This window comes from Chryseobacterium jejuense (assembly GCF_017877355.1).
In the GTDB taxonomy this organism is placed as follows: Bacteria; Bacteroidota; Bacteroidia; order Flavobacteriales; family Weeksellaceae; genus Chryseobacterium; species Chryseobacterium jejuense_A.
This window is the reverse complement of record NZ_JAGIPR010000006.1, coordinates 241,732-258,905: the sequence shown is the minus strand read 5'-3', so window position 1 is coordinate 258,905 and position 17,174 is coordinate 241,732. Positions and strand designations below refer to the sequence as shown.

General features: G+C 33.4%; 15 protein-coding genes. 9 read left to right on the top strand and 6 right to left on the bottom strand.

Annotation, left to right across the window (positions count from 1 at the left end):
* The first annotated feature begins 100 nt into the window (after window positions 1-100).
* The 3 genes from J2772_RS14290 (at window position 101) to J2772_RS14280 (ending at window position 3,460) form a co-directional block, all read left to right on the top strand.
* Complete coding sequence (locus tag J2772_RS14290; protein WP_209917773.1) at window positions 101-544, top strand: hypothetical protein; 444 nt, start codon at window positions 101-103, stop codon at window positions 542-544.
* Between the two features lie 274 nt (window positions 545-818).
* Complete coding sequence (locus J2772_RS14285; RefSeq protein WP_209917771.1) at window positions 819-2,267, top strand: tetratricopeptide repeat protein; 1,449 nt, start codon at window positions 819-821, stop codon at window positions 2,265-2,267.
* A 779-nt stretch (window positions 2,268-3,046) separates the two neighbouring features.
* Window positions 3,047-3,460, top strand: a complete 414-nt coding sequence (locus J2772_RS14280; RefSeq protein WP_245365230.1) for a hypothetical protein — start codon at window positions 3,047-3,049, stop codon at window positions 3,458-3,460.
* A gap of 100 nt (window positions 3,461-3,560) precedes the next feature.
* Here J2772_RS14280 and J2772_RS14275 read toward each other — a convergent pair whose 3' ends face one another.
* The 6 genes from J2772_RS14275 to J2772_RS14250 all read right to left on the bottom strand — a co-directional run bounded on the left by J2772_RS14275 (window position 3,561) and on the right by J2772_RS14250 (window position 10,263).
* Complete coding sequence (locus tag J2772_RS14275) at window positions 3,561-3,995, bottom strand: hypothetical protein (RefSeq protein ID WP_209917769.1); 435 nt, start codon at window positions 3,993-3,995, stop codon at window positions 3,561-3,563.
* 7 nt (window positions 3,996-4,002) lie between these two features.
* Window positions 4,003-4,350 (bottom strand): DoxX family protein, encoded by a 348-nt coding sequence (locus J2772_RS14270; RefSeq protein WP_209917768.1) that lies wholly within the window; start codon window positions 4,348-4,350, stop codon window positions 4,003-4,005.
* Window positions 4,351-4,572: 222 nt separating this feature from the next.
* On the bottom strand, window positions 4,573-4,986 hold the full coding sequence (locus J2772_RS14265) for a hypothetical protein (RefSeq protein ID WP_209917766.1): 414 nt from the start codon (window positions 4,984-4,986) through the stop codon (window positions 4,573-4,575).
* Between the two features lie 196 nt (window positions 4,987-5,182).
* Window positions 5,183-6,382 carry an MFS transporter gene (locus J2772_RS14260; RefSeq protein WP_209917764.1) on the bottom strand — a complete coding sequence of 400 codons (1,200 nt, stop codon included), beginning with the start codon at window positions 6,380-6,382 and terminating at the stop codon, window positions 5,183-5,185.
* 269 nt (window positions 6,383-6,651) lie between these two features.
* A complete protein-coding gene (locus J2772_RS14255; protein ID WP_209917762.1) occupies window positions 6,652-7,263 on the bottom strand; it encodes a response regulator transcription factor in 612 nt (203 codons plus the stop codon).
* A gap of 6 nt (window positions 7,264-7,269) precedes the next feature.
* A complete protein-coding gene (locus tag J2772_RS14250; protein ID WP_209917760.1) occupies window positions 7,270-10,263 on the bottom strand; it encodes a sensor histidine kinase in 2,994 nt (997 codons plus the stop codon).
* A gap of 883 nt (window positions 10,264-11,146) precedes the next feature.
* Between J2772_RS14250 and J2772_RS14245 the strand changes: the two genes are divergently transcribed.
* The 6 genes from J2772_RS14245 (at window position 11,147) to J2772_RS14220 (ending at window position 17,070) form a co-directional block, all read left to right on the top strand.
* Window positions 11,147-11,500, top strand: a complete 354-nt coding sequence (locus J2772_RS14245; protein ID WP_209917758.1) for a helix-turn-helix domain-containing protein — start codon at window positions 11,147-11,149, stop codon at window positions 11,498-11,500.
* Between the two features lie 402 nt (window positions 11,501-11,902).
* On the top strand, window positions 11,903-13,159 hold the full coding sequence (locus J2772_RS14240) for an aminotransferase class I/II-fold pyridoxal phosphate-dependent enzyme (protein ID WP_209917757.1): 1,257 nt from the start codon (window positions 11,903-11,905) through the stop codon (window positions 13,157-13,159).
* 6 nt (window positions 13,160-13,165) lie between these two features.
* Window positions 13,166-13,792, top strand: coding sequence for a TetR/AcrR family transcriptional regulator (locus tag J2772_RS14235; RefSeq protein ID WP_209917754.1), 627 nt, complete (start codon window positions 13,166-13,168; stop codon window positions 13,790-13,792).
* A gap of 98 nt (window positions 13,793-13,890) precedes the next feature.
* On the top strand, window positions 13,891-14,976 hold the full coding sequence (gene dnaX, locus J2772_RS14230) for a DNA polymerase III subunit gamma/tau (RefSeq protein WP_209917752.1): 1,086 nt from the start codon (window positions 13,891-13,893) through the stop codon (window positions 14,974-14,976).
* Between the two features lie 32 nt (window positions 14,977-15,008).
* The gene (locus J2772_RS24195) at window positions 15,009-15,590 is read left to right on the top strand and encodes a hypothetical protein (protein WP_245365229.1); all 582 of its coding nucleotides are present in this window, start codon (window positions 15,009-15,011) and stop codon (window positions 15,588-15,590) included.
* Window positions 15,591-15,987: 397 nt separating this feature from the next.
* On the top strand, window positions 15,988-17,070 hold the full coding sequence (locus J2772_RS14220) for a chorismate mutase (RefSeq protein ID WP_209917750.1): 1,083 nt from the start codon (window positions 15,988-15,990) through the stop codon (window positions 17,068-17,070).
* Window positions 17,071-17,174: the final 104 nt, after the last annotated feature.

The following is a 17,174-nucleotide window of genomic DNA, read 5'->3' as shown; positions in this document are numbered from 1 at the left end:
TAAATATTATGGCAATTGTTAAGAATGATAAGTACTGAGACTAAAGATTTAATGCTTAAATTTTGCTATCTTAACTGATGTAATTGCAAATCATCGAAATATGAGCCATTTTGATAACGAATTTCAAAAATATCTTGCAGAACTGGTTGAAACAGGTTTTGAATTTGTCAATAATAATTCAGAAGAAGTAGATGCTGTTTATATCATTGGATTAATAGAATCCGGTTATTTTTATAAAGTATTTTATGAAATCAATGGGTATTTGGTGAAATCTCATAAAGTGAATGAAGTGTCTGATATGCAGTATGACATCAGCCATGAAAAAGCTTTTGGGATGCTCAATAAGGGCAATCAGATTTTAAAAAGGATAGAAGAACTATTTAAAAATGAAGGGCAAGAAGTTCCGGTCATGTTGAAGCTATCATATCATCCTAAAACCGATAAATTTAATAGTGATTTCTGCTATGATAAAACTTTTACTGGTCATAAGGCAAAAACAGCACAGGATGTATTTGAAGAATGGTTTGTAGAATTAGAAGGATAAAAAACATTATATTTTAAAGATTATCAGTGAGTTATGTTAATAGAGAATAGCTTCTTTTTGTATGCTGAATAGATAAGGTATTTTCTATCTCTTTTAAAAGACTATTTGTAATTATTTTTCACATCAAAGGGAAAATTTTCAATAAATTTGGAATACTATTTGTAATGCAATAACAAAACCTAGAATGAACAGAATTTATTAGCAATCAATCATTTATGTTGAACGTACAAATGATTTAAAATTTCACAATTATTATCTTTAAATAATTAAAAACATGTTCCCCCCTCAATTAAACAGAATATTTTATTCATATAATCTTTTCCTTTTATTCCTGTTGTGTTTTGCTACATCAGCTTACAGTCAGGGAGTCTTTTCGCATCAAGAGTTTGACAATATTCTGTTGAAGAAAACAGAATCGTTTCGTATTCAGGGAGATTACGAAAGTCTTGTCCGCCTTAACAAAGATTATCTGAATCTGGCAGAAGAAAAAAACTACAAGGAAGGGATTATCCTTTGCTATATCAATATTTCCAATATTTCAGCAACCATCGGAAATTATAAAAGAGGACTATCTTATCTTTCCCTTGCTGAAAAAGAACTTAAGAAGGTTAATAGTCCTGTTTTAAAAGCAAGACTCTATCAGGAACGAGCCCAGCTGAATGGGGTAATAGGTCTTTATAAAAGTGCCTTGGATCTGAATACGAAAGGATTATATTATCTTAAAAATATTCCAGATCAGGAAAAAAGAAAATTTTACCTGTACAGGCTTTATGCCAACAGGGCTGATTTTCTGTATAAAGCGAATAAAGCAGATTCAGCTTACATTTATTTACAGAAAGGAAAAAGGATTGACGGGCAGGGAGTTCTGTTGAATACACTTTTAGCCAAACATCATTTGAACTACACCAAAAGAAAAGATTCTGCCCTGATCTATCTTCAGAAAGCTTCAGAAAAAATTGTCAATACAGGTAAGGTGAATGTTCAGAGTGCATTTGTGGATCTTACTTATGGAGATTATTATTTTGAACAGGAGGATTATAAAACGGCGTTAGAATATTACAATAAAGCACTGGATTACTACAATAAAACCAACAGATTATATAACATACCCGGAGTCTATGAATCTATAGCCAAAACGTATAAAATGCTGAATGAGCCACAGAAGGAAGAAGAGGCCATGAAAAAATATACAGAAGAAAAAACAGCGCTGGATAATATTCAGAATGAAGCGATCAATATTTCAATAGACCATATGTTGAGTGATAAAGATGAAGAATCTAATGGAGCCCGGAAGAAAATTTACTTTTATATCGGCTTTATTGTTATTTTATCACTGGTCATTTTTATCTTACTTTATAGACATAACAGAGCATTAAGACAAAAGAAAAACGAATTCAAAAGTGAAGCTCTTTCTCTGAAAAGTAGAATTAATGACTCCTTTGATGAACTGGTAGGACTGGCAAAAGGAAATGATTCTACATTTTTGACAAGATTTCAGGAGATCTATCCTGAGTTTTGCCCGAGGCTTCTGGAGATCAACCCAAAACTTGGTGCTTCAGAACTGGCATTTTGTGCCATGATAAAACTTAATTTCACTTCAAAGGAAATTGCCGAATATACTTTTATTCAACACAAATCTGTACAGCAGAAAAAACACAGATTACGAAAAAAACTTAATGTTCCTACTGAACAGGAACTGTTTATTTTCTTTGATTCTTTATAAAACCAAAATCGAAACAAGAAACATTTTTCCTGAAAACGAAAGGACAAGAATCATTGATATAATTTTAAAATTGTTATACAACAGGTAGCTGTAAGTGATGTCGTATGTGTGTGGTAGCTGAATATTTGCAAATATTCGTGTTTTTTTCCTGCTTTTTATTACTTAGTAGTTAGAAATTACCCTTTATTTACTATGTTTTCTTTTATAGTGATTGAATAGGGTTTTAAAAATCTTAGTGTTGAAGAGATTACTCAGAAATAATTCCGGTAATCTCTTTTTTTTTGCAGGTATATCTTAACTTCTGTTATATGCATGTTTCCCATTTTAAAAACTGTTTTCTGATAACATTCAGTGATTATAAGACCACAATAACTTCCAGCCTCAATCCTACATTTTTATAACTTTAACCTGATGTCAAAAATAAAACTATTTAAATCTTTTCATTTTTGTTGGCCTGTTTTAAGATGTTATTTTTATAGATATTTATCGATAAAAGCCTTTATTTATGGAGTAAACAGCAAATGTGGTATGAATGTAGTATGATAAAATTGTGATTTTTTTTAATAAGTTTCTAAAATTTGCAAAAACCAAAAGAGGGGCAAAAAATTAAAGACTAAAAAAATAGTAAAGATTCTAAAAACACAAAGATGAGCCCCTCTTTTATTATGGGAAAATAGAGATGAAAAAATGTTGGTGAATTATTATAAGGACGATTTAGTTTCCAATTGAAATAAATGTGAGAAAAAATAAGTAAATTCATTCAATTAAATTAAACATATATGAAAAATGTAAAACAATTTATTACCGCAATGGCAGTTGTAATGTTTGCTTCAGGAGTTTCAGCTCAACTTACTCCAAAAGGTGCCGGTTCGGACAAAGATAAGCACGGTTGTAAAGGGTCTGCAGGATATACATTCTCTGTAATAAAAAATGACTGTGTAAGACTTTTTGAAGAAAAGATACAACTGAAAGAAGTAGATAATAAAAAATCTTATACTTCTAATGCTGCAGTAATTCTTAGCGAAGATGGAAAAAAAGCAGAATTGTTCCTGCCTTCATCTAATGGAAGCTTAATACTTGATAAAATTGCTTCTAAAAAAGCAGTGACTTATAAAAAAGGACAGTATTTACTGACAAAAAACAAAAATGCTTATACTTTAAAACTAGCTAACAAAGTAGTTTTTAAAAGCTAAAAAACAATCTTCATTAGTATTAAAGCACAATTGATTTTTAGATACGTGCTTAAAGGCTGTCTCGTTTTGAGGCAGTCTTTATATTTTGGAAACTCTTCTTTTATTTATCCTGCCCAATATCCAACCGGTCAAACTTTCCTTCAGTATTCTTATGAAATCTGAAAAATACAGGAAACGTTCCCCATTGTCCCGCTTTAAAATTTCCGTGAATCTCCTTACTGTCATTTTCAACACGGTCTATACTGAGGAACATTTCTTTGCCAAGAGCATTGGCAAAAAATGATTTAAAATCCACCTTATTGCCATCATCTGTCATGGTAGGATTTTCAGTGAAGAAACTGTACCAGCTTTTATCTCCTGCCTGAAGAGCTTCTATAGCCTGTTTTAACTGAGGGTCCGTTATTTTTGATAAATCCATTGTATGTTGTTGTTTTGAAGTTGTTGTTAAGGTTTCTTTTTCTTTGACTGTTTGCTGGCCACAGGCTGTACATGAAAGTCCTATAGCTAATATTATTGCAAAATTGGAATATTTCATATCAAAGTTAATTTTTAAGAGGATGTTGGAGATAAATAATCAGCAGATTAAGAAAAAGGAAAGGAAGCTCTATCAATACTCCTTTAAAATCTTTATCCATAAGATGAAAACAGATAATCAGCAAAATACCTGCAGCCATCAAAAAGTTTCCCCAGACAAATGTTTTGGGAAATAGTATCAGTATGGAAGCAAGAATGGTAATGGCTCCGTTAATCATCAGTCCGGTTTTATCAAATCCCCATTTTCCAAATAGAGCAGTCATTTCAGGTTTTCCTGAAAACATGGCAATTCCCTGTTTAAAACCCATAAAAACAGCAGTAAGGATAAGAATAGAATTAATAATTTTTACAATCATGTCAGGTGTTTTTTTATATTAATTGAAGTATTAGATGAATACAAATATGCACGAAATGAATGATTTACGTATGGTGAATTTTTCGGATTTTTAAAATACATTGAAAGGTAAGCTTTCTTCAATAATGGTCTTAATTTCCCTAATTCTAAATTACTCATCTTCATAAAAAAACCACAGTTTATATTGCTAAACTGTGGTTTTTGATAACTAAGAACTATTTAACTATGATTCTGTCTTTAGGTAGCCAAAATGCAATGCCGGTTCTTTTCCAAATAAGCAAGAGAAAATGTTCTGAAACTCGTGGATATACCTACATTTGATGGCATTACCATAAATTTTCAACCCTTCCATTATTTTTCTGGAACTCAGGTCGATGTCGTATTTTATAAAAGTTTCCGGTCTTTCATATCTGATACTTTGGTCTGAACTGTACGTTTTTGAAAACCCCAGTTTCTCAAGCCATTCTTCTGTTATTTTAATAGGTCTGATAGAATCTGCCGGAACCGAGATACCGTGAATGTCATTTTCAATTTTAACAAAATAAGCCTGTTCTACATTCTGAAAAATCTCAGTGATCGTATAAATCTGATTTTTGTACTCGACTAAGTTTTTGATTTTAAGATCTGCTACGTTCATAATATTTTGAATTTTAGTGGATGATATGGTACTTTATAAGTATCAAATATTATGCCTTGCATTAGATTGTAAGATGGTGTTTTCGTGAAGATTAGGTTAAATTTTAATAGGAAAAATTAAAAATATGTTAAAATGAAATAATATAGCTGTTTCATTTTGTTTTTCCTATAAAATTAAATGAGGTACGCGTAGGGTATCAATTTTTTTTGCCTTTGGGAGAAGTATTGGCTGTTGCGAGAAGAAGTGCTGTTACTACAGAAATAACCAGAAAGGCAATGAAAACGTTCCAGGAATAGGAGTGGAGAAGATATCCGGTGCCACTTCCCAGAATACTCGATCCAAAGTAATAGAAGAGCCAGTAAATAGACGTTGCTGAAGATTTGCCTCGTTTGGCATACAATGCAGTCATCTGACTGGCCATGGTGTGGGCGGCAAAAAAAGAAAAAGTAAATAATCCAAGGCCAAAAATGAGAATATAAATGTTTTCAGACAGTAATAATAAAGCGCCGATAAGCATACTGATAATAGAACCTTTCAGAATAGTATTTGCCGTAATTCTTTTGGAAAGTCTCCCAACAGTCATAGTCCCGAAAACCCCGAAGATATACATCAGGAATATAAAAGCGATGATAAAATGACTTAATGAAAATGGCTGAGCCTCCAGTCTGAAGGTAAGATAATTGTAAACACTCACAAAAACCCCCATCACAAGGGCTGCTATAAGATACAACCGAAACATATAAGGATGGGTAAGGAAAAACTTCATTTGTTTTACCTTAAGGTGATAATCTGTTTTCTGTGGACTGAAGAATTTGGATTCAGGAAAAAACTTCCAGAATATAGCCCCCAGGATAAGGCTTTCTATTCCGATCACCAGAACTGCATTACGCCAGCCAAATTCTCCGGCTAGAATTGTAGCCAGAATTCTTCCACTCATTCCCCCAATAGTATTTCCACTAAGGTACATACTGATGGCAGTACCTATAACCGCAGCACTTACTTCTTCTGTAAGATAGGCAAGAGCAACCGCAGAAACCCCGGAAACCACAAATCCTTTAAAAATCCCGATAGCAATCAGAAGACTAAGGCTTGGGATCCATGTTGAAATAATGGTTAATAAGGCGGATGAAATCAATGAAAAAGTCATCAGTCCTTTCCTTGAATAACTGTCTGCTTTAAAAGCAAAGAACAATAATCCCAATGCCATTCCGATAGTAGATGATGAGACCAATAAGGAAGTATCTCCAACAGATACATTAAAATGTTCCGCGGCCATTGGCAGCATTGGCTGAAAAAGATAAAGCTGTGCGAATACCGACAGTCCGGAAAAAAAAATACAAAGTTTTATATATCGGAAACGTTGGCTTCCCTGATCTGCTTTTTCTAGTGGATTCATGATTTTTTGCAGTTACAATGCAATGGGTTCATAGAAAATAAGATTCTGTAAATTTCCTGATTATTTTTTTAATGTAAAAATCATTATCTCAATCACTGCGATAGGAGTTGATTATAGAGTAGGGAAGCTGGAAAGAGAGAAAATTATTTGATATCCACGAAAATTTAATAATGAGTTCTCTTCAGTTCATACAACGAGATTTTCTCTTGTTCTTAAAGACTTAATAACTTCCTTCTACCAGCTTCAGGCTTCCTGGCATCTTATCAACATCAGTGCATCATTTCATACACCTTAATTAGCTCTGCAATATTGGCTACATCAAGCTTCTGGAATATCCTTTTTTTGTAGGTACTTACCGTTGACATTTGAATGTTGAGCCTGTTAGCAATTTCAAGGTTTCCGTTTCCATCTGCTAGCAGCTTAAAGATTTCATATTCTCTGGATGACAGCTTTTCAGCAGGATTACTTTTTTTATTTTGAATGATAAGCCCAATCAGTTCTGCAGGGTAGAAGTATCCTTTCTCAATAACGGTTCGTACTGCATTTTTAATTTCTTCCTCACTGCTTTGCTTGTTCAGATAGCCCTCAGCACCTTCCCGGATATATTGTATTGCTACATCTTTGTCATATCCTGAAAACACAAGGATTTTAATATCACTCTGTATCGCTTTAAGCTCAGAGATCATCTTTTTATATTGAGTTCCGGGCATATCAATATCTAAAATAATAAGGCTGTAATCATGGGATTCCAACATCTTCTTTACCTGTCCGTAGTTTTCTGCAAAATCTATCTTCAGTTCCGGAAATCCGGTTTCCAGGACCAATGCGGTGCCTGCTCTGACTACATAGTGATCATCAGCAATTAAGATTCTTTCATTCATAGTAAATTAGTTTTTATTGAGCATTAATTCCACAATTGTTCCCTGTGGTTGGTTATGCCTGAAACTGATTTCAGCATTTATTTTTTTAACCAAATGAATAACCATGTGTAGGCCAAGGCCTTTTCCTTTAAAACTTGGGGTTTCCAGTTTAGGATTTCTGAATAAATTCATATACATGTTAATCTGTTCATCCGGCATTCCTGTTCCCGTATCAGAGATGGTTATGGTGATTTTTTGATTAATTTCGATTGCATTAAGGTGTATTTCTCCATCAAAGGTGTTTTTCACTGCGTTATCAAGGATATTATGGATAATAGCAGTTAGTATACTTTCGTTAACATGAGAATATACATTGTTTTCCACTATATTGATGATTTTTGTTCCTCTCTCTTTGGCAATTTCGCAGAAAAGTTTTTTCTTGATTTCCAAAATCCTGTTAACCGGATATTCTTCTTCTTCAAAAATATTCTCAGCTTTGTAAAGTTCAGTATATTCTTTTAAATTCAGAGTAAACTGATAAAGTTGTTCAGAAGACTTATAAATACTGTCAAAATATTTTTTCTGAAGTTCTAAATCATCAGATTCATGAAGTTTCTGCGAAAGCATTGCAATAAATCTGATAGGTGTGGTGATATCATGACTGATGGTCTCTACCAATTTTTTCTGGTATTCAGTCTCCTTTCGCAAATCACTTTTTACCACTTCAAGATTAAGTGATGTTTCCTTTAACTCCGAATTCTTATTGTGAACAATCTGCTTTAATACTCTGTTTTTTATTCTTAAAAAATTGGTCATCAGCTGAACAATCATAATAATGACTAGCAAAATGATGATAGAAGCAGTAACGCGGAACAGTAATGTCTGATAAAAAAGGGGTTGAATTTTGAAACGGATAGACTTTTGTACAAATTTTCCCTCTGGCGAAACCAGCATTCTTACACTCAGCGTATAATCTCCCGGAGTAAGGTTACTGATGGTATATTTCAGTTCCTTTCCGGTGGAGATGGGTTCCCACTCAGAGTTTTCCTTTCCAGAGATTTTACCCTCTAAATAAAGGTTTTCCGGATTGGAAAAATAGGGTATATCAATAAAAATTTCCGCGGTTTTATAACTGTTTTGAAGATCAAGAGTGTGATGGAAATATTGAGGTTCAGAATTTCCAATCCTTACTCTTTCTATATAGATTTTATTTTTGTCTGGATAGAAAGTTTTGACGCTGTCCGGATTAAAGAATACAAATCCATCCATGGAAGGAAACACAAAGTCACCATTTTCCAGTGCATAAGCGTTAGGCTGTGAACTACCGTTGAATTCATTAGTCAGGAACCCATCTCTTTTAGTGAAACGATAATAATAAACTGGTTTATTCCCATCCTGTGCATATTGCAGCAGCTGTTTTTTCGGAACCTTGAAAAGTCCGTTATTGGAAGATATCCAGTAGAACCCATTTCTATCCTCCAGAATATAATGAGCAGCCATAAGATTGTTACTTCTGTCAGTCGGCATTTTAATGAGCTTTCTGTCTCTGAGAAGATAGAAGCCACTCTTATTGGTCATCACCCAAATCAGATTATCTTTCGTTCTGATAATACTTTTAACATGAATATTTTTGTGAACAGGAGTAATGGTTTTGCTTCCCAATACTATAGAATACAAACCATCATTATTACCTACTAGGATCTCGTTTTCATTGTACTGAAAGAAAGTATTGACAAAACTATTAAATTCATAAGTATAATCCGGTTTTGTGAATGTATCTTCCTTAAAGATCTGAAGCTGACTTTTTGATGAACCTGAAAATGAAGCTCCATAAAGACTTCCACTCTGTAAGAAAGCCTGAAATCCCTGTTTTATAAAAGTAGAATCCTTCCTTTTATAACCGGAATCTTTGTAAAACTTAATAACGCAGCTTCTTTTCCGGATCAATATATTTCCAGCTTTGTCATACATCATAAGATAGTTGTTATTATCACCAAAAGGATACTTCTTCACAATTCCATCTCTCCCGAATTCCGTCCCGTCTTCTGCAATGATTGTATTCTTACTGAAGGGTAGGGAAGTATAGTAAACATTGTTGGAGAAGTCCTCTTTTTTCTTGGCTACATAGAAGTCGGAGAGTTTCAGAACATTTAAACCATTATTCAGCGTTCCAAGGTAAAGCTTGTTGAATTTCCATCCATAAAACATAGAACAATAGGAGTGGCTCCCTATTTCATTGTATTGTACGAGAAATTTAAGAGAAGGTTTCTTTGGATTGCCTACTACAATGTAAATATCATTGTGATTGATAACAAAAGTCTGATTGGTAATCTGTTGCCAATAAATCCTCGTATTGGGGTCATTAAAAAGATTCGGTTCATCATGAATGGAAACTTTCCCGTTATCAATAGAATAAGTCTTTCTATTCCGGATGTCATTAATAAAAAGAACTTCATTGAATACGAACATGTTGTTCAGATCCTTATTAGAAAAAGGAATGGATATTTTTGTTTCATTCCCTTTATGATCCTTATAAATGATGAGGTTGTTATCGGTAAAATTATAAGTTGAATTTTTGAGCCTTACAAAGTACTGGATGTCATTGTAAAAATTACAGGCCAGGATATTATTCGCAACCCGGTGCACCAATTCATTCCCGGTTGTGAAAGTTATCCTGTCACTGCTGTGAAGCTGTGTCAGCTTAGGAAATCTGTTTTTAATAATGACCTTGCTTTCCTGGAAGTCATTAAGCGTTGTAATGCTGTCCTGAGAAGGGTCACCAATAAATTCACCAAAGTGAAGATTGTTGATTTTAAAATTGTTGAAAGTAATAAAGGAACTCCCGTCATACCGTACAAGACCGTTTTCTGTAGAGATCCAGATAAAGCCATACCTATCCTTAACAATAGCCTTTGCACTGCTTTGTGGAAGTCCATTGTCAATATTATACCAGGTAGAAGTATAGTGTTGTCCGTATATGTTGAAATATAAGCAAGTAAAAAACAATGCCCAAACTCTCATGTAAAACTGATCTGTGTTTCCTGCTAAAGCAAAAAACGGTTAATAATAGTTTTTGTACAAGTCGAAGTTTTTTTAATAGATAAGAACGATTGAAAATAAATTTTTGTCATTAGTTTTTTGCCTCTGTGTTTTTAAGTGTTAAAATGGTTTCGTTTGATGGTGTAAAAATAATGAAATTATACAGATAAATTAGCATGTTTTGATTTGTTTTAATATGAGTTTTGTCGGTATTTGTTGATGCAGATGCTGATATTAGTCGGCTTTTTTGTAGTAATATTTCTACACCATGTGATAATTTATTTTACGAAATCGGTTATAATGAATCTGATTTTGTTTTTTTTAAATTCATTTTCTACATAATCTGAACATTTTTTTAATATTATAGAAATGAGGGCTAAGAGGGTAAATTATTATCTGTTGTTACTGAAATACAACAAGATAAAGTTTGTTGATTGATGTTTTTTTTTCTATCTGGCGTAATTTATTGTGAATAGCCTTTATCTGTTAGGTTTTTGTAGTAAAAGTTTTACAAAAATATGATGTTTATTCTACAGTTTTTTTTTGACCGGATATGGCAGTATACCTACTTTTGCAAACAGTTTCTATAGTGATGAATAGAGATTGTTTACTCTAATAAAGATTCTAAGAACACAAGCGATTTATCTTTAAAAAATAAAGGTCTCTTCAGGAGATCTTTTGTTTTTTTCTCATGAAATCAGAATTCGATTAAATATAATTGCAATATTAGAAATTTATCAACTTTTAAAATATTAAAAAAAGTAGAGTTATTGTTTTTTTATACTTGCCCGAAAAGTTCACCATGTGGATTTTAATTCGTATTTTTATTTTTATAATTTTAATTAATTATACGTAAAAAAACAAGATGAAAAGAAGCGAAGAAATTACCCATCAGTATTTTAATTTTTTAGAAAATCATATCCAGCAAGTGATTTCAGGAGATGTGTCTGAATTTATGGAGGTAAATGAAATTGCTGGAAAGCTAGCTGTCTCTCACAAGCACCTTACCGATACCATAAAAAAAGAAACAGGACAACATCCCTGTTACTTTTATGATGATGCAATTATCAGGCAAGCTAAACAAATGCTTACAGATTCAGACTATTCTGTTGCAGAAATTGCCCGTATATTTACTTATGATCCCTCCAATTTTTCAAAATTCTTCAAAAAAATGACAGGCGAAACACCTGGTAATTTCAGAAAGGCCTCAGGAAGATAAGTTTAATTTCTTCCAAAAAACCTGATAGATAGTATGGTTTTATATAATTTATTTCTTTATTTTGTGATTAAATATAAAAAGTGTAGTTGTCAGTATGGTTTCTGAGATTAATGTTTTCGATTTTGAAAATTATTGAAAAAATAATCTTTTATAAATGAGATAGTTGTATTAGATGATGGGAGTTTTTGTGATTTCTTTATTTATATTTCTTTATGGTTTTATTTTTTTTATTAAATTTAAATCTAGAAAATTAATTAAATCAAAAAAATGATAAAACGACTGATATATAATTAAATTGGTATAAAACTGAAGTGCCTTTAATTTTTTTTAATCGCATTGATCCTATGATACCCCATTTATAGTTATATATTTGTTATACAGAACACCACTAAATAACTTAGGATGAATATTGATTTTGCAACAGCAACATTTAAAGATTTCGAGAATATCCCTGATTATGATATTTCTCAAAGAGCAAATTATTTTTATGAATTTCTAGATGAGATGAAATCTAGAGGGCACATGAATTACAGACTGAAAAATACTTCAGGCACCGATGCAATATTAAACATTGATATTGCTAACCAGAATAAACAGTATGTAAGTTTTGTGACAAGCGATTACTTAGGGTTAACACAACACCCAAAAGTAAAATTGGCGGCTATTGAGGGGATCGAAAAATATGGAACGGGTACAGGAGCATCACCCCTTATTGGAGGATACTTTGACTATCATAATGAAATAGAGAAAAAAATAGCCAATTTTTTCGGAAGAAATGATGACGAAGTAGTGCTTTTTACTTCGGGATATACAGCTAATAGTGCCACTTTGCAGATTTTAATGCAGAAGGAAGATATTGCAATTTTAGATATGGGGGTACATGCCAGTGTGCATGAAGGATGTGCTTTTACAAATAAAAAAACATTTCCTCATAATAATTTGGAAGCTTTGGAACACATTTTGAAGGTATGTGAAAATACGTACCGTACAAAGCTTGTTATCGTGGATGGAGTATATTCCCAGGAAGGAGATACTTCGCGCGCTAAGGAAATTTCTGATCTTGTTAAAAAATACAACGCTTATCTGATGGTTGATGATGCACATGGAGTGGGGGTTTTAGGAAAAACCGGTAGAGGAGCCCTAGAAGATGATGCCTTATTTGATAAAGTAGATTTTATGACAGGAACATTCAGCAAGACTTTCGGTAACCTGGGAGGATATGTGATTGCAAATAAAAAAATTGCATCATTTCTTAAGTTCCAGTCTCGTCAGCATATTTTCTCAGTAACACCTCCACCGTCTTCCTTCGGAATTTTAAAAGCAATTGATTTGATTGATGAAGAACCATTCTGGCAACAGAAACTTTGGGATAACATCAATTATTTTAAAAAAGGACTTAATGATTTAGGTTTAGATACCGGGATTACTTGTTCAGCAATTATTCCGGTGAAAATTGGAGATCAGAATAAAATGTGGGATATAGGGCGGATATTACTTGAAAAAGGAATATATACAAATCCTATTATGTATCCGGCTGTGGCCAGAAAAGATGCGCGTATCAGAATGAGCGTAACGGCAAGACACGAGAAAGAACATCTCGACAAAACACTTAATGTCTTTGATGATATTAATAAAAAAATGCATATTGCAAAAAAATAATAAATTATGCCTAGAAAAGTAGTGCAGGGCCCAATTAGGGACAAAGAAAAAACCAAACAGAAGCTGCTTGCAGCAGTGGGTAAAATTTTGAGAGTAAAAGGCTATTCAGGTCTGAAAGTAAGTAAGATTGCAGCAGTAGCAGGTTTTGATAAAAAACTTATCTATGAGTACTTTGGTAGTACTGATAAGCTTATTGATGAATATATCAAATCTCAGGATTATTGGAGCAAATTCAGTCCGGATATTGAAGAAGAAGTACATATAGGTAAAGAGGCCTTAACCCAGGGTATTCTTACTCAATTTGAGAATTTGAAAAAAAATAAAGAGCTCCAGAAGATTATTCTTTGGGAACTTTCTGAAAGTAAACCAATCCTTAAAAATATCCTCAAACAAAGAGAAGATGTAGCAGCTAATCTATTTGAAAATGTAACAGATCCTTATTTTGGGGAAAATGCTAAAAATGTTAGAGCAATGTTAGCTTTAATAGCAGCAGGAGTTTACTATCTGAATCTATTCCCTGCATACAACGGGACAGAATTCTGTGGTATTGATATGAGAACTGACGAAGGCAGAGATGAAGTAAAAAAAGTAATTGTTGAGATTATTGATCATTACTACAATACAAAAAAATGATAATTAAAAGTTTTCAGATTGGATCAAAAATAAGTTTTTGTGGATAATTTGGAAACTTTTAATTTTCAAATTAAAACTATATTTCTTATTTTTGACCAATGGAAAATTTTATAGTATCTGCAAGAAAATATCGTCCTCAAGAGTTTGACACAGTGGTAGGACAATCCCATATTACGGATACTTTAGAACATGCAATTGAAGAGAGTCAACTTGCTCAGGCGTTGCTTTTCTGCGGTCCTCGTGGTGTGGGTAAAACTACTTGTGCCAGGATTTTAGCAAGAAAAATTAACGAGAAAGACGGCTCTGTTTCAGAAGATGGCTTTGCTTATAATATCTATGAATTGGATGCAGCATCCAATAACTCTGTAGATGATATCAGAGAATTAATAGACCAGGTACGCTTTGCTCCTCAGGTTGGTAAATACAAAGTATATATCATAGACGAGGTTCATATGCTGTCTTCTGCCGCTTTCAATGCCTTCCTTAAAACATTGGAAGAACCGCCTGCTCATGCCATTTTCATCTTGGCTACTACGGAAAAGCATAAAATTATTCCAACCATTCTATCCCGTTGTCAGATTTATGATTTTAAAAGAATCACTATTGAGGATATCCAGGGACACCTTAAAGATATAGCTCAAAAAGAAAATATCCAATACGAAGATGACGCCCTGTACCTGATTGCACAAAAGGCCGATGGTGCATTAAGGGATGCGCTTTCTATCTTCGACAGGCTTTCTACTTTCTCCCAGAGAAATATTACTCTGGCAAAAGCTGCAGAAGTGCTGAACATTCTGGATTACGATCAATATCTGAATATTGTGGATCTTGCCAAGGAAAACAAAATTCCTGAAGTCCTTTCCGCATTTAATGATATTGTTAAAAAAGGATTTGATCCCCATATTTTTGTTGCCGGATTAGGAAATCACTTCAGAGATTTAATGATGGCTCAAAACGCTTCAACCATAGAGCTGATTGAAGTAGGAGAGAAGACAAAATCTAAGTTTGTAGAGCAAGGCCAGAAATGGAGTGCGCAGCTACTTATTGACGGGATTGAAATCTGTAATCATGCAGATATTAATTACAAAAATTCCAAGAACCCAAGACTTACTGTTGAGATTGCATTAATGCAATTGGCTTCGCTGACTGCTAATTCAGACGTTACTAAAAAAAAAAATTCCTGATACTGGCTCCGTTTCTCAGTGAAAAGCAGGAAGTGAAAATCCCTGAAAAAGGTCAGGAGAAAAAAGAGCACGTTAAAACGGAACAAACTACACAGACTGAAAATGTTCAGGCTGCTGTTATTAGCAAAACCTCAAAACCTTTATCAAGACCAGGAGTTGCTTCAGGCTTCAGTATCAATTCTTTTCTAAATAAAGAAGAGAAAACTGAGATAGCAGAAGATGTCGTGGTGAGAGCCGATAATCTGCCCAAAAACCATTTTACAGATACAGACCTTCAGGCAGAATGGAAAATTATGCTTAAACAGCTGCAGATAAAAAATAATTTTGTTTTTAATGCAGTGAAAACCTTTAAGCTGGAGAAAATAGAGGAGAGTAAGATCAAAGTTTTGTACCCTTCCGACTCGGCAAAAGTGGAATTTGATAAAATAAGTGGAGAATTTTTTAATCATTTCAGAAGAAAAGTTCAAAATTATTCTATTGAGGTAGAATACGTGCGAGACGTTGAAAATCTGAAGATTGAGGTGGTAACCAAAAGAAAAATTTACGAAAAATTCATAGAAAAAAATCCAATTTTGAAAGATCTTGATGATTTAATGAAGTTTGATTTGACATAATTTTTATATATTTGTCAAAGTTTTCTGCGAGAAATAACTTTTCGACAAAAACAAATTATAGTAAGAAACGCTAAAACAAAGACATTTCCAGAATAAAATGGAAAAATTATCTAATACATATCTGTCTTTCTTTGCACCCGCTAATTATTTTAGCGGTTATTTTAGCTTTTCTGCTTCTTATTTTAGAAATTTTGGAACGTATTACCGATTTTATTGGTACTGTTAATAAAATTTCTTTCCAAAAAATACAGGAGAAGTAGAGCCCTTTCATTTTCCTGATTCCTTTAAACAATTTTGAACGGCATTTTTTGAAAAGAATTATAAATTAAATTTTATAATCAAAGGGCTATTGCTGTGAACTTAACAAAAAATATAAAAAACAATAAAAATTTAGAATATGAATTTAAAAGATTTAAAAAACGAGTGGATTAGTGGGCTTACACAGCCGTTAATGATTGCAGGACCATGTAGTGCAGAAAGTGAAGCTCAGATGCTTGAAACAGCCAGAAGAATTAAAGAATCAAATGCTCAGGTATCCGTTTTCCGTGCAGGAATCTGGAAGCCTCGTACTAAACCTAACGGGTTTGAAGGAGTAGGAGTGATTGGTTTGAACTGGCTAAAAAAAGTAAAAGAGGAATACGGTTTCAAAACAGCAACTGAAGTTGCTAATGCACACCACGTATTTGCGGCTTTGGAGGCTGATGTAGATGTTCTTTGGATTGGAGCGCGTTCTACAGTAAACCCTTTCACGGTACAGGAAATTGCAATGGCTTTAAGAGGAACAGATAAGCCTGTATTCGTTAAAAACCCTGTAAATCCGGATCTTGCTTTATGGATTGGTGCTTTAGAAAGACTTTTAGGACAGGATATTAAAAACCTTGGGGTAATTCACAGAGGATTTTCAACATACCAAAAAACAAAATACAGAAATAACCCTAACTGGCAGATTGCTCTTGATTTCAAAAGCCAGTTCCCCGATATTCCAATGTTAATTGACCCATCTCACATCTGCGGAAACAGAACTGGATTGGCAGATATCACTCAGGAAGCACTTAACGTTGGTTACCAAGGTGCCATTATCGAAACACATTCTAATCCTGATGAAGCTTGGAGTGATGCTGCACAGCAGATCACACCTGAAGTATTGTCAGAATTGATCGGAAATCTAAAAGTAAGAAGTACAAATCTTGCTGGTTTCGAAGGAGAAATGGGAAGACACAGAACCCTGATCTCTGATCTTGATTTCCAGTTAATTGAGCTTCTTTCTCAAAGGATGAAAATCTCAGAAAAAATCGGGAAGCTTAAAAAGGAAAATGATATTGCGATCTTCCAGCCAGAACGTTGGAAAGTAATTACAGAATACGCGACTCAAAAAGCAAAAGAAACAGGAATGTCTCAGGATTTTATTGAGAAGGTATTCAAAGCGATTCACGAAGAATCTATTGAGGTACAGAACAGTATCATGATTGATAAGAACTAAATAGCAGACATAAAATAATAGGAGTAGGGCTTTGGGAAAATGAATTTAGGAAATTGAAACATTTGTTTTCACCTATATTCTAAACCCTAAGCCCTAATTCCTTA